The following is a 13,724-nucleotide window of genomic DNA, read 5'->3' as shown; positions in this document are numbered from 1 at the left end:
GGGCGGGGGTGAGGTTGTAGCTGTAGCAGACGGCTACTTCGCAGCTGCGCGCACGCAGGGCGGCGAGGGCCTCGGGCGGCTCGAGTTCCTGCAGCGAGATGTGGAGGTCAGGGTACTGTTCGCGGGCGGCGACCAGGGCGGGGATCACGTAGACCGCGGCGAAGGTGGAGAAGCACGCGAGGGCGGTCGGCCCGCGCGGGGTGTCGGCGGCACGCAGATCGCGCTCCGCGCTCTCCAGCGCGCTGAGCACGATGCGGGCGTGCGCCACCAGGCGCTGTCCTTCGTGAGTGAGCCGGACTCGGCGGCCGACCCGCTCAAGCAGCCGCACCCCCGCCTCGCGTTCGAGCACCGCGAGCTGCTGGGAGACGGCGGAGGAGGTGTAGCCGCAGGCGGCGGCGACCGCCGTCATGGTCCCGAGGTCCGCGAGCTCCCGGAGCAGCAGGAGCCGCACCGGATCCAACATCAAGCGCTCCTTAGAGGTCTGTGAAGAAATTCGTGGTGGACCTTAGTGATCCTTCCGCGCCATCCTGCCAGTGCCCCTTCGGCGTGCACCAGCCGACGGGACCCGGGTCCGGCTCGCGCCGATCCGGCTGTCCATGCCCGCAGACGCACAGGAGAGCACCTTGACCGACACGTGGCAGATCGAGCAGTACGCGACGCAGGCGTGGCCGGCCACCGAGGCCGTGGAGAAGGAGGGATGGCTGCTGCGCCACACACCCGGCGTGCCGCGCCGCCGGTCGAACTCGGCCTTGCCACAGACACGGGGACGAACGGTCCTGTCAGGCCTGCCGGGGGTCGAGGAGTTCTATGCGGCGCGGGGGATGCCGGTCTGCATCCAGGTCTCGCCCGCCGAAGAACACGCGGAGCTGGACGCGCTGCTCGCCGAGCGCGGGTATCAGAGGGGTGCGGCGACTCAGGTATGGGTCGCACCGGTCGGCACCGTGATCAAGGAGTCCGCTCCCGCGACGCCCCTCGGCGTGACCGTCGCGCAGCACCCGACCCGCGCGTGGCTGGACGCCTTCGTCGCCCTCGACAACCACGAGAACGGCCGGGAGACGGCGGACCTGGTGCTGACGAGGATCCCGGGCCCCGCGGCCTACCTCAGCGTCGAACACGGCGACGAGGTCGTCGGCATGGGACTCGTCGTGGCCGCTCCCGGTTGCGCCGGGGTGTTCTGCATGGCCACGCACCCCGCACACCGGCGGCGGGCAATCGCGACCGGGATCCTGCACGTCGGCGCCCGCTGGGCCGCGGCCCGCGGCACCGAGGAGATGTATCTGCAGGTGATGGACGAGAACGACGCCGCGCGCCGACTCTACGCCGGCGTCGGATTCGGCCTCTCGCACAGCTATCACTACCGGCTCAAGGCCTGACCCGGAATCGTCCGGCGGCGGGCCGGAAAAGGGGCGGATCCCGGTGGAGTGTCCATCCACCGGGATCCTGGTTCCCTTAGGGCCGCGCCACGCGCGTTGCGCGGCTGCGGTCGCCGGGTGCCGCTCGATCGTGTGCCCCGACACGTTTAAGGGCGTGGATCATTCTGATCAGGCGCGCGGCCTTTCCATTAGGCCTACCGCCGCAGGGAGAGCGGCGGGCCGGATTCGAACCGGCATCACACGTGTCCGTCCACGTCCGTTCGATTCGGGACTGAGCGGCGATGACCGAGTCTCGAGCGATAGTCTGCTGTTGAGGGCCGCGGCTGCCTCTGCCCTTGGGCCACCCCGGCCTGTGGTGCCGGGGGCAGGATTCGAACCTGCACCGTGACGCGGCTTCGTCAGTCTTCTCTCTGAGTTTCAGTCTGCGCTTGCGCGCCGCCTTCCCGGGGCTCAGCCGGGAAGGAGTCTGTAGGGCGCCGACGGGTCGGGCAGACGAGTCGGCGCCGACGGGGTGTCAGCCGAACAGGTAGCCGAACACCGCCTCGCCGACACGCTGGTCGGTGGTCTCGGTGCCGTTGGCCTCCTCGCGGGCGAACTTCACCGCCTGCTGCAGCTTCTCCACCCGCTCGAGCAGCTCGTTGACGCGCTTGGCGGGCAGGGCGCCGGAGAACTTCACCGTGGTCCAGTAGCCGATGGTCACGTCCTCGTAGTAGACCTCGACCTGCGCCGGGTGCTTCTCGGTGGCCTCGGCCTTGACGTGGTTGCGCGGCACCCGCTTGGTCCGGTAGGTCTGCACCGCGTCGGTCTTCCAGCTGTCCGAGGACGCGTCGAGCGCCCAGGACTCGGCGGCGTCGAGGACCGGCAGCTTCTTGACGAAGGTGTGCAGGTCGGTCAGCTGCTTCTCCAGGAAGAGCAGGTAGGTCACCGGCGCGTCCTTGACCAGCACCCGGCCGTCCACGGCCACGTCCGCCTTGGCCACGCAGTTGGCCCAGTCCTTGGTCGCGGTCACGTCGAACAGGCGGGTGAGCGAGGCGGCGGTGCGCTGCAGCACGTCCTCGGCCTTGACCTGGACCCGGGTGGACTCGGGCGGCAGCTGCTCGCCCTCGTCGTCCTTGGGCTGGTAGGTGCGCGCGATGCCGGAGAGCAGGGCGGGCTTGAGCAGCTGGTGGTGCGCCTCGGTGAGTTCGGAGAACGACTTGCTCTTGACGCCCTTCTCCACGGCGATGATCTGGTTGAGCTTGGTGGCCGCCACGCGCCCGCCCCCCTCCCCGGCCTGAGCCGGACCTCTTATATTCGAGCTGTGGTTCACGTCGGGGGCCCACGGTAGGCCACCGGCGGCGGCAGGGTCAAAGCGTTATCATCGCGCCGGATCCGCCCGCCCGGCCGCACCGTGCGACCCGCTCGCGCCGTGCTCGCGACCTGCTCGCGCCACCTTTCCGCCATGCTCCCGCCCCGCGCACGCCACCCCCCGCGGGGACCGTTCGGCGTGCCGCCGGGACCACTGGTCGCGCGTCCGCGTCAGGGACCTGGCCGAGACGCCGCGAACGCCCTACTTTGCACCCACTGGCCCGGGTATACCGCTTTGGCCGATCTTGTGAGGTGATCCACGGTAATGTCATCGCACTCTGATGCCGGTTTCGCGCGCGGCGCGCCCGGCGGCATCGCCCTCAAGCGTGAAATCGGGTTCATCGGACTCACCTGGTCCTCGATGGGCTCGATCATCGGTTCCGGCTGGCTCTTCGGCGCGCTCTACGCCGCCCAGGCCGCGGGCACCGCGGCGATCCTGTCCTGGGGCATCGGCGCGGTCGCGATCATCATCCTCGCCCTCGTGCACGCCGAACTCGGCGGCACCTATCCGGTGGCCGGGGGCACCGGCCGGTTCCCGCACTACGCGTACGGCTCGGTGGCCGGGGCGTCCTTCGGTTGGTTCTCCTACCTGCAGGCCGTGGCGGTCGCGCCGATCGAGGTCTACGCCACGATCAAGTACGCCTCGGTGCACCTGACCTGGCTGGAGAAGAGCAACGGCAGCTGACCTGGCAGGGGCTGCTCGTCGCGATCGCGCTGATGGCGCTGTTCACGGTGATCAACTTCCTCGGCGTGCGCTGGCTCGCGCACACCAACTCGGCCGCGACCTGGTGGAAGCTCGCGGTCCCGGTCTTCGTGATCATCGTGCTCGCGGTCTCGCACTTCCACACCTCCAACTTCGGCGCGGGCGGCTTCGCCCCGACCGGGGCCGAGGGCGTGCTCTCCGCGGTCTCCACCAGCGGTGTGATGTTCGCGCTGCTCGGCTTCGAGCAGGCCGACCAGCTGGCCGGCGAGGCCCGCAACCCGCAGAAGGACATCCCGCGCGCGGTGATCGGCTCCATCCTGATCGGCGCCGCGGTCTACATCCTGCTGCAGGTGGTGTTCATCGCGGCGCTGCCCTCGTCCTCGTTCGCGCACGGCTGGGCCAACCTGTCGTTCAAGGGCGACGCCGGACCGTTCGCGGGCCTGGCCACGCTGATCGGGCTGAGCTGGCTCGGCGCGATCCTCTACATCGACGCGATCATCTCGCCCTCCGGCACGGGCCTGATCTACACCACCGCGTCCTCCCGGGTCTCCTACGGGCTCTCCCGCAACGGCTACGTGCCGACGCTGTTCGAGAAGACGGACAAGCGGCGGGTGCCCTGGTTCGGGCTGCTGGTGGCCTTCGTCATCGGCTGTATCGCGTTCCTGCCGTTCCCGACCTGGAAGTCCCTGGTCAGCTTCGTCACCTCGGCCAGTGTGCTGATGTACGCCGGGGCGCCGCTGGCCTTCGCCGCGCTGCGCCGACAGGACCGCGACCGGTACCGGCCGTTCCGTCTCGGCGGCGGCCAGTTCATCTCGCCGCTCGCCTTCGTGGTGGCCGGCCTGATCATCTACTGGTCCGGCTGGGACACGCTGCAGAAGCTGGGCTACGCGATCGTCATCGGCTACCTGCTGATCGGGGCGAACTTCCTGTTCAAGCTCAACCCGCACCTGCCGCGGCTGGACTGGAAGGCCGCGCAGTGGCTGCCGGTCTACCTGATCGGCATGGGCGTGGTGTCCTGGCAGGGCCGGTACTGCAACAGCGGCCCGGCCTCCACGACGCAGTGCTACGCCACCGACCGGATCCCGCAGTGGTACGACCTGGGCATCGTGGCCGTGTTCAGCCTGCTGATCTACTTCTGGGCGCTGGCCGTGCGGCTGCCGGACCAGGAGGCGCTGGGATACATCGGCGACGTGGACGCGCAGATCGGCTTGGCCGCGGAGACCGCGACGGAGAGCGCGGGCGTGCTGGCCGCGACCTCGGCCGCGGCTTCGGCCGAGACCGTGATCACGGAGACGCCGCCGGACACGACAACAGCGGATCCGCCGCCGACCGAACCGTAGCGCGACCGGGCAGGTACCCGGTGTGGCCCGGCGTCTGCCGACGTCGGGCCACTGCGTCCGGTGATATACGTAGCCAATGACCTTGAACTGCGTCGTGCTCGACGACTATCAGGACGCCGCGCTGCATTCCGCGGACTGGAGCGGAATCGAGAGCCGGGCGGCGGTGCGGGTGCTGCACGAGCACATCGCCGACCGGGACGAGCTCGTCGAGGCGCTGGCGGACTGCGAGATCGTGGTGGCGATGCGGGAGCGGACCGCGTTCGACGCGCCGTTGCTGGCGCGGCTGCCGCGGCTGCGGCTGCTGGTGACGACGGGGATGCGCAACGCCTCGATCGACGTCGCCGCCGCGAACGCGGCCGGGGTGACGGTCTGCGGCACGGCCGGGAGTTCCACCTCGACCGGGGAGCTGACGTTCGCTCTGATCCTGGGACTCGCCCGGCAGCTGACGGTGGAGAACCGGTCGCTGCGCGAGGGCGGGCCGTGGCAGTCCACGCTCGGGCGGGACCTGAGCGGCAGCACGCTCGGCCTGCTCGGCCTCGGCCGGATCGGCGGGCAGGTCGCCCGGCTCGGCGCGGCCTTCGGCATGGATGTGCTGGCCTGGAGCCAGAACCTGACCGAGGCGCGTGCCGCCGAGGCCGGGACACGGCTCGCCGCGAGCAAGGAGGAACTGTTCGCCGCGAGCGAATTCGTCTCGATCCATCTGGTGCTCTCGGACCGCACCCGCGGCCTGGTCGGCGAGGAGCAGCTGCGCGCGATGCGCCCGGACGCCTACCTGGTCAACACCTCCCGCGCCCCGATCGTGGACCAGGCCGCGCTGCTGCGGGCCCTGACCGAGGGCTGGATCGCCGGGGCCGGGCTCGACGTGTTCGAAACCGAGCCGCTGCCCGCCGGCGACCCGCTGCGCACGCTGCCGAACGTGCTGGCCACCCCGCACCTCGGCTACGTCAGCGAGCGCAACTACCGCGGTTTCTACTCCGAGGTCGTGGCGGACATCGCGGCCTTCCTGGACGGAGCCCCGATCAGGGTGCTGTCTGCGGGTTGAGCGGGCCGCGCCGGGTGCGGCCCGCTCGATCGGCCCGGTCACTCCACCAGCATGGTCAGTACTCTGAGCAGTTCTGAGGCGGTGAGCGGGTCGAGGTCGGCGAAGCGCAGGCCGCTGTCCTGGTACCCCGCGTGGTGGGCCTCCGCGCGGGTGGAGAGGTAGACCGCGTCGAGGGTCTGCTCGGCGGCCCACTCCTCGCCGACCATACCCACCGGGATCCCGTCGTCGAGGTCGATCACCAGGTAGCGGTTCTCGTCGATGCTCCGGGTGACGCAGTTCTCGATGCCGTTGTCCATGGCGGGCGAGCGCCGCCAGCCCTGTTTGGTCAGACCGAGGATCCGGCCGATGGGCACCGTGCGGCCCTCGAACCGGACGAGCCGGTAGCCGGCTTTCTCCTCGTCGGTGAGCGCGTGCACCTCGCGGCCGAACTGGTCGAAGGGCTGGAGGATCTCGTAGTCCGCGAAGATCTCGCTCCACGCGGTCAGTCCCTGCGGCCACAGCAGCGGATGGGCCAGGCGCACGGTCGCGGTCGAGGGCAGGGCGAACGGCGCGTCCTCGACGTCGGCCAGGCTGAGGTCCTCAGCGGCGCGGAAGCCGGTGCGGGTCCCGTCGACCTCGGCCACCCACAGCAGCCGGCCCACCAGGTGGCGCAGCAGCGGATGGCCGAGCAGCAGGCCGGTGAACTCCGCGGCCGTCCACGAGCGCTGATCGGCCAGGGCGTACTCGAACCGGCGGATCTGGTCCGCCGCCACTGCCCTGGCCTCCTTCTTGAGCGCGGAGAACTGCGCCCGCGCGGCCGCGGCGAGCTCCGCGTCGTCCTTGGCGTTGGGCGCCGGGAGATCCTTGCGGCGAGCCCCGGCCGCGTCGGTGACGAAGGGTTTGAGGTTCTCGTCGAAACCGACCCGGAACCGGCGCGGGCCGTAGTCCAGCCAGAGGCCGCCGTCCGCGTCCAGGCCGAGGTCGGGCACGAGCCGGTCGGCGAGCTGCTCGCCGGTGAGCCCACGCTGCGCGGCGATCTGTGCGATCTTCGTGCGCGCCTGCTCCTTCAGGGCCTTGAACTGCGCCCGCTGCGCGATCTCGTTCAGGCGCGAGACCGCGTAGTCGGTGCCGAGGGCGGCCAGGACCTCGAGGCCCGCCACCGCACGGTGGTGCCCTGATTCGCCCGGCCAGGCATTGATCACCGGGACCAGCCGGGCGACGGTCGTGTCGTCGCCGACGAGGCCGAGCGCGCCGAGCACCCAGGCCTGTTGGGCCGGGTGGCCCATGGACCGCCAGGCGAGGAAGGCCTGCCAGGCGGATTCGGCCAGTTCGGTGCGGTCCAGCGCGGCCAGGGCGGCGGCGAGCGCGTCGGCGAACCCGGGGTACGGCTCCTGCGATACAGCCGATGCCGACCTTGAGGACGCTGATGCCGAGGTCGAACTCGAAGCCGACATCGCAAGCGCGAGGGCGGCGAGGAGGTGGCGGTGCGCGCTCTCCGGCAGCACCTGTTCTCCCCCGCGCAGCGCGATCGGCGGCAGGGCCGCCGGGTCCAGCCACTTCGGCAGTGCCGGCGCCGTGACCGGCGGGAGCGGCGCGGCCGGCCCGTCCCCGAGCACCACGCGCACCGCGTCGGCCGCCTCCTCGCCATACCGGGACGCGGCGAGCTCGACCAGGTCGGGCACCGCGCCTGCGGCCAGGTACCGCAGCGCGCCTTCGGCGGCGGTGCGGGGCTTGCCAGGCGTGCCGACGGCGTCGGGTATGAGCAGCAGGGCGGCGTCCGCACCGTGCCGATCCAGCCAGGCGTGCGCGGGCGTTCGGCCGGTCTTGAGCCGCAGCAGCCAGTCGGCCACGAGACGCGCCACGTCGAGGTCGAGGACGGGGAGCAGCGACCCCTCGGCCTTGACCGGCCCGCCGTGTCGGGCGGCGTGGAGGAGCGCGGGGACGGCGTCGACATCGAAGCGTTCGAGGATGGGCCAGAGCCACTGCTTGGCCGAGTCCTCGAATTCGGGACGCCATTGGCGCAGCAGTGCCCTGTGCTCCTCCACCGGCCCGGACAGGAACAGCTCCGTCGCCCCGTAGGCGCCGATGTTGTGGTCGCCGTAAGCGATGGCGTCGGCGAGTTGGGCCGCCGCCCTGGCGTAGTCGAAGCTCGGGACGGGCGATCGCTTCATCCGCCCGACCTGCTCGGTCTCCCCCTCGGTCCACTCCACCCGGGTCGACGCCGGGGGCTCGAGGCCGGTCACGACCTTCGGGACAGGCTGCGGCCGCTGCTCGACCGGGCGGGTCCAGGGCGGCGAGACGAGCAGTGCGGGCAAGGACTCGAGCGGCGCCTCGGGCTTCGCCGCACTCTGGCGCAGGGCACCTTCGAGCAGCACCCTGATGTCCTCCGGGAGGTTCGGCGCCTCGGCCCGCGCCAGCTCACCGTGCGCGCGGACGTGGTGCTGCAACAGATCGGCGGCGAACGCGGCCTGCTGCGCGTGCTCACCCTGCCCTGCCGCCGCCTCGGCCAGCAGCCGCAGCGCGCGCCGCGGGAACCGCGCCGAGGCCTCGCGCACGGACGGGCCGGCCAGACCGTCTTCGACGTGGTCCATCAGCAGCCGGAACGCCGCGTCGCCGGGGATCTGCGCGAGGAACTCGGCGGCCGCGCGCTTCGTCTTCATTGGCCCGTAGCCGCGGAAGACCTTGCCGAACAAGGGCCCGGCCGCCGGTCCGAGGCCGTCCACGACCGTCACCCACAGGTCCATCTGCGGCGTGTACTGCGGCTCGAGGAACCTGGCCTCGCCGAGCAGTGCGACCTGCTCGGCCGTGCTCATGGCGCGGTGCAGCAGGTCGAGCCGCCGAGCATCCGCGGACCTGCCCTGCGCGGCGTAGTCGCCACAGGCCTGCGCCACCCACGCGAGCTCGGTCGGAACCGCGTACGCGATCGCGACCCGGCACTGGTCGCAGTCCTCACGTATCTGCCCGAGGGCCGCGACCGCCTCGGCATAGGCCTCGTCCGGACAGGCCGCGAGGACACAGCGCAACCTGCGCAGCATCTCCGCCACCGTGGCCGAGCCGTGGTGACCACCGTACCGATTCGGCTGCATCAGCACGCCGCTCGGCACCGTGACGTGCCCGAGCTGCACGGCCGCGACCGCCGCGAACGCATGGCCGAAACGCAGGACCCAGGCGTCGACGAACGAGGGCAGCTGCTTGTAGCCGTGCACCTCGGTCGCGGCGAGCGCGAGCGCGGCTGCGCCCACGGCGTCCGGCTCGCCCTTGAGCGCCAGCACGATGCGCTCGAGGATGGCAGGACCCTTGTCCGGGCTCATCAGCACCCGATCCAGCCACCGCTCACGCACCTCGGCGACCAGCGCGGCCGTCGCGGCGGGGGCCTTGCGGTCAAGGGTGACCTTCGGCCCGGGCGCCCCGCCGCGCCGCGGATGCAGAGCTCTGCGCCATCCGTCGGGGAAGACGAACTCGTCTTCGTCGAGCATGCTCATGACCCTCCTATGCGACACCTGTCAACCAGGCGATACTCTAGGTGGAGGGTCCGACAGAAAACGCCGCTACTCCGGATCCGCGTCCTCGTCGAAGTGTCCGAGATCGACCGGCGGACCCTGCGGATCGGCGACGAGGACGTCCGCGAGCAGCATGGCCAGCTTCTTGGGCCGGACGGTGTCGTGGGTGGTGGCCAGTTCCGCGATCGACCACCAGTGCCAGCGGTCGCGTGCCTCCTCGGTGTCGACGCGCACGGCGGCGGCTTCGGCTGCCGTGATGCGCAGCAGGCGGTACTCCTCGTACTGGTCGAAGCCCTGTCCGTCGACGGAGAAGACCGCCTGCCGAGACCGACGGTCAGACGATCATGCTCGGCCGGGGGTCGGCGCCGAGGCGCTCGATGCCGCGTTCGATCCACTGCTCGTAGTAGTCCAGGAACGGCGGGCCCAGGCTCCACTCGTCCTTGTTGTAGAGCAGGAACACCACGCGGCCGCGGGCCGGGCCGGCGGTGACCAGGCCGATGATGTCGCCGCAGCCGATGTCGGTGGTGACCAGGTAGCCGTCTTCGACCTCTTCGTCACCGGCCTCGTCCAGGTAGATCGGGCCGCGCTCGCCGTCCGGGAAGGGGCGGGCGCAGGTCTCGCGGGCGGTGCGCTCGAGCCAGTCCGCGTCGATGCCGTAGTACGGCCCGGGACCCACCCCGATCTCGGCGAGGAAGGCGCGGAAATCCTCCGGCAGCGGGCAGCCCGCCTTCTCCTCGAGCGCGGCCAGCCGGTCCTCGGCCAGCGGCCGGTTGCGGTAGGCGTGCAGGTCGGCGCCGAACATGGCGTGCCGGGCGTGCCGGCGCGGGTCCGGGCCGAGGAGGTTCGGGGCCTGCGGCTGCGCGGTGTCGAGTTCGCGCAGGCGGGCCAGGCGCTCGGTGATCCGGGCCAGCCGGCGCCGAAGATGTTCGTGCTCTTCCATACCCCGATGATGGCGGCCGCGGGCCCGCGGGCACCACCGAATTCGCCGGGCGAGGACGCGCGGCGCGTAGTAGTTGCGTCCGCTACTACGCCGCGCTACCGTATCTCCATGTGATCGATCGACTCTGCGCGCTCGGGTTCACCACCCAGGAAGCCCGCGTCTACCTCGCCCTGCTGCAGCAGCCCTGCGCCACCGGCTACGAACTGGCCAAGGGCGCCGGGCTGCAACGCGCGAACGTGTATCAGGTCCTTGCCTCACTCACCGACCGCGGGGTGGTGGCCCGGGTCTCGGACGAGACCCCGGCCCGGTTCGTGGCCAGCGCCCCGGCGGACGTGTTCGGCCGGATCAAGCGGCAGACCGCGGACCGCGCGGACAGCCTCATCGCCGACCTCGCCGCCCTCTCCCCCGCCCAGGACCGCGCCGCCTTCACCCTGCGCGACCGCGAGGCGGTGATCGACCGCAGCGCCTCCCTGGTCGGGGAGGCCGAGCGGCGGGTGGCGGTGTGCCTGCACGCCGCCGACCTGGACTGGCTGGCGGCGCCGCTGCGCGCGGCGGCGCAGTCGGGCCGGCAGGTGGTGGTCAACGTATTCGGCGACGCGGAGCTGGACTTCGGCGAGGTCTACCGGCACGAGCCGTCGAACCTGGCCGTCGGCGGGCACCTGCTGACCCTGGCGGTGGACCACTCCGCCGCCCTCGTGGCCTCGCTGGACGAGCCGGTCGGCGCCGTGTTCACCCGCAACCCGGCGCTGGTGCGGGTGGTGGAGAAGCTGATCCGGGACGAGACCTACATGGCGGCCATCTTCGAACGCCTGCGCCCCGAGCTCGAGGCCGCGTTCGGCCCGCACCTGGTCAACCTGCGCACCCGGCTGCTGCCGCCGGACCAGGCCGAGCAGTTGATCTCCATCGTCGGATTCGGCGCCGGCGGGGACGCCGTCGCCCACCTGCTGGCCGACGCACCGGACGGCCGAACCGACTGACCCGGCTGATCCGACCGTGACCGGGCGGCCGACCCGCCGCCGGACCGAGTGATCCCGAACACCGAAAGGACACGTGCCATGAGCGCGATCGTCGTCGTGGACGCCCTGTGGGGCGACTCAGGCAAGGGCAAGACCTGCGCGCACCTCGCGCGCCGGCGCAACGTCACCCTCAACGTCCGGGCGGGCGCCGGCACCAACGCCGGCACCACCGTGGTCCTGGACGACGGCACCCAGATCAAGGCCAGGCAGCTGCCGATCGGATGGACGAACCCGAACACCCGGGTGGCCGTGGGATCCGGCACCATGGTCGATCCGGAGATCCTGCGCGCCGAGATCGAGCGCTTCGGGCTCGAGGGCCGGGCCTTCGTGGACGGACGCTGCGCCGTGATCGAGCCCGCGCACATCGAGGCGGAGCGGGCGGACGCGCACCTGGCCACCACGGTCGGCTCGACCTGCTCCGGCAGCGGCACCGCCCGCGCCGACTTCGTGCTGCGCCGCGCCCGCCAGGTGCGCGACCTGCCCGAGCTCGCGCCGTACGTGCTGGACGTGGCCCGCGAGGCGAACCGGGTGGCCGCCCGGCCCGACGAGACGCTCCTGGTGGCCGGATCGCAGGGCACGATGCTCTCGCTCGCGCTGAGCCCCGACTACCCGTTCACCACCTCGGCCAACTGCACCGCCGTGGCCGCGATGAGCGACGTGGGCCTGAACTGGCGGCTGGTGACGGACGTGGTGATGGTGGTCAAGGCCATGCCGAGCCGGGTGGGCGAGGGGCCGCTGCCGTTCGAGCTGTCCGCCGCCGAGGCGATCGCCCGCGGCATCGCCGAGTACGGCGTGAACACCGGCCGCCAGCGCCGCAAGGCCGAGCGGCCCGACTTCGATCTGCTCAACTACGCGGCGATGCTCAACGGCGCCACCCAGATCGCGCTGTCCTTCTGCGACCACTACGACCCGGCGATGCGCGGCGCCCGCGGCGCGGACGCGGTCACCCCGCGAATCCGTTCCCTGATCGGCGAGGTGGAGGCGGCCACCGGCGCCCCGGTGACGATGCTGGACACCGGACCCGGCCTGAGCGACATGATCGATCTCTGAACTGGCGCGGCCGGCCGCGGGGCGCCCCTGCCGCCGAATCCCGGCGTACGCTGGGGGTATGGGGACTCATGCGGCCGGTCCGCCGGCCGATCCGGACGACGAGATGCGGCAGATGTTCCAGGTGGAGATCGCGCCGGACTCGGCCACCGGCGTGTGGGGGGCGCTTGCGCTCACGGTGGCGCTGGGCGCCGGGGCGTGGGCACTGGAGGTCTACACCCGCGGCTCGCTCGGCGCCTGGCGGTTCGCCCTGGTCGTCCCGCTCGTCCTGGGCGCGGCGTTCCAGGGGTTCTTCGTCGTGCTCTTCCTCCCCGTCGCGATCGCGGCCAAGGCCACCGCGCCGGGCGCGCCGCGCTGGCTGCGCTTCCTCGCCCGGCACGCGGGCAACGGGTTCCTCGCGATGCTGCTGGTCGACCTGCTCCTGGCCTCGCTCGCGCTGAGCTATCCGCAGCCGCGCCCCTGGCAGTTCTACGCGCTGATCTCGGCCGCGGGGTTCGTCGGCGGCGTCGTCGTGGGGGTGCGACGGCGCCGGCGGCGCTGGGCGGCGTGGCGGGCGGAACGCGGGTCGAGGTAAGAACCCGGATACCCGGGCGGAACGTGTCGGACGGCTCTGTCATACTGTCCCGCATATGAAGGGGGGAGGGTTCGGCGACGGGACGCCGGACCCGGCCGAGATGAGCGAGACCGAACTGCCCGAAATCCCTGCCGCCGCGCTCGCGCAGCCGGGCCCGGCGGGATCGGAGACGGCGCCGGAGATCACGCCGGACACCACTCCGGCACAGCAGGCCGAGGCCGTCTGGCGGCCCGGACTGCGCAGCCGGCTGTGGGCGGCGGTGACCCTGCCGCGGGTGCTGCTCGTGCTCATCGCGGCGGGCGCCGCGACCGGTTACGCGTGGTCGCTGAACACCTCGGGGCTCGAGACCTACTACGCCGCGGGCGTGCGCAGCATGTCAGAGAGCTGGCACGCGTTCTTCTACGACGCCTTCGATCCGCACGCCACGATCACCCTGGACAAGCTGCCCGGGGCGTTCTGGATCCAGGCCCTGTCCGTTCGCTGTTTCGGCTACAGCGTCTGGGCCATCGTGCTGCCGCAGGTGGTGGAGAGCACGCTCACGGTCCTGGTGCTCTACCGCGCGGTGCGCCGCACGGCCGGTACCGCCGCCGCGCTCACCGCCGCCGCGCTGCTGGCCGCGAGCCCGATCACGCTCGCCTCGACCCGCGGGGACCTGGCCGAGCCGCTGTACCTGCTGTGCATCGTGCTGGCCGCGGACGCCGCGCTGCGCGCCGTGACCACCGGCCGCCGGCGGTCCTGGTACGCGGCCGGGGCCTGGGTGGCCGCGGGCTTCCAGGCGAAGATGACCGAGGCCTGGCTCGTGCTGCCGATCCTCGCGCTGGTCATGGTGCTGACCGCCACGCAGGGGCGGCGGCGGGTGGCGC

Annotated in this window: 11 protein-coding genes and 1 pseudogene; 7 read left to right on the top strand and 5 right to left on the bottom strand. The window is 71.9% G+C overall.

Annotation, left to right across the window (positions count from 1 at the left end):
• On the bottom strand, window positions 1–463 hold a 463-nt coding region (locus tag KDL01_RS31810; protein WP_212532369.1), incomplete at its 3' end, for a LysR family transcriptional regulator.
• A gap of 160 nt (window positions 464–623) precedes the next feature.
• Here KDL01_RS31810 and KDL01_RS31805 point away from each other — a divergent pair.
• Complete coding sequence (locus KDL01_RS31805) at window positions 624–1,373, top strand: GNAT family N-acetyltransferase (protein WP_212532368.1); 750 nt, start codon at window positions 624–626, stop codon at window positions 1,371–1,373.
• A gap of 514 nt (window positions 1,374–1,887) precedes the next feature.
• On the opposite strand, the gene KDL01_RS31800 is transcribed toward KDL01_RS31805, so the two are convergent.
• Window positions 1,888–2,625 (bottom strand): DUF7873 family protein, encoded by a 738-nt coding sequence (locus KDL01_RS31800; protein WP_212532367.1) that lies wholly within the window; start codon window positions 2,623–2,625, stop codon window positions 1,888–1,890.
• A gap of 360 nt (window positions 2,626–2,985) precedes the next feature.
• On the opposite strand from KDL01_RS31800, the pseudogene KDL01_RS46145 reads away from it, so the two are divergent.
• A pseudogene (locus KDL01_RS46145) lies at window positions 2,986–4,616 on the top strand (APC family permease); the annotation flags it as partial.
• 223 nt (window positions 4,617–4,839) lie between these two features.
• A complete protein-coding gene (locus KDL01_RS31785; RefSeq protein WP_212532364.1) occupies window positions 4,840–5,805 on the top strand; it encodes a D-2-hydroxyacid dehydrogenase family protein in 966 nt (321 codons plus the stop codon).
• 38 nt (window positions 5,806–5,843) lie between these two features.
• Here KDL01_RS31785 and KDL01_RS31780 read toward each other — a convergent pair whose 3' ends face one another.
• The 3 genes from KDL01_RS31780 to KDL01_RS31770 all read right to left on the bottom strand — a co-directional run bounded on the left by KDL01_RS31780 (window position 5,844) and on the right by KDL01_RS31770 (window position 10,224).
• Entirely contained in the window at window positions 5,844–9,266 is a 3,423-nt protein-coding gene (locus tag KDL01_RS31780; protein WP_212532363.1) for a DUF4132 domain-containing protein, read from the bottom strand.
• Window positions 9,267–9,332: 66 nt separating this feature from the next.
• Window positions 9,333–9,518, bottom strand: coding sequence for a hypothetical protein (locus KDL01_RS31775; RefSeq protein ID WP_212532362.1), 186 nt, complete (start codon window positions 9,516–9,518; stop codon window positions 9,333–9,335).
• A 100-nt stretch (window positions 9,519–9,618) separates the two neighbouring features.
• On the bottom strand, window positions 9,619–10,224 hold the full coding sequence (locus KDL01_RS31770; protein ID WP_212532361.1) for an SMI1/KNR4 family protein: 606 nt from the start codon (window positions 10,222–10,224) through the stop codon (window positions 9,619–9,621).
• Between the two features lie 110 nt (window positions 10,225–10,334).
• On the opposite strand from KDL01_RS31770, the gene KDL01_RS45570 reads away from it, so the two are divergent.
• The 4 genes from KDL01_RS45570 to KDL01_RS31750 all read left to right on the top strand — a co-directional run.
• On the top strand, window positions 10,335–11,201 hold the full coding sequence (locus KDL01_RS45570; protein ID WP_212532360.1) for a TrmB family transcriptional regulator: 867 nt from the start codon (window positions 10,335–10,337) through the stop codon (window positions 11,199–11,201).
• A 78-nt stretch (window positions 11,202–11,279) separates the two neighbouring features.
• A complete protein-coding gene (locus tag KDL01_RS31760; RefSeq protein ID WP_212532359.1) occupies window positions 11,280–12,290 on the top strand; it encodes an adenylosuccinate synthetase in 1,011 nt (336 codons plus the stop codon).
• Between the two features lie 58 nt (window positions 12,291–12,348).
• Window positions 12,349–12,861, top strand: coding sequence for a hypothetical protein (locus KDL01_RS31755; protein ID WP_212532358.1), 513 nt, complete (start codon window positions 12,349–12,351; stop codon window positions 12,859–12,861).
• 55 nt (window positions 12,862–12,916) lie between these two features.
• On the top strand, window positions 12,917–13,724 hold an 808-nt coding region (locus tag KDL01_RS31750; protein ID WP_212532357.1), incomplete at its 3' end, for an ArnT family glycosyltransferase.

Source organism: Actinospica durhamensis (assembly GCF_018139695.1).
GTDB classification, from domain to species: domain Bacteria; phylum Actinomycetota; class Actinomycetes; order Streptomycetales; family Catenulisporaceae; genus Actinospica; species Actinospica durhamensis.
Note: the sequence above shows the minus strand (reverse complement) of the source record. Positions and strands in the feature narration are given on the sequence as shown.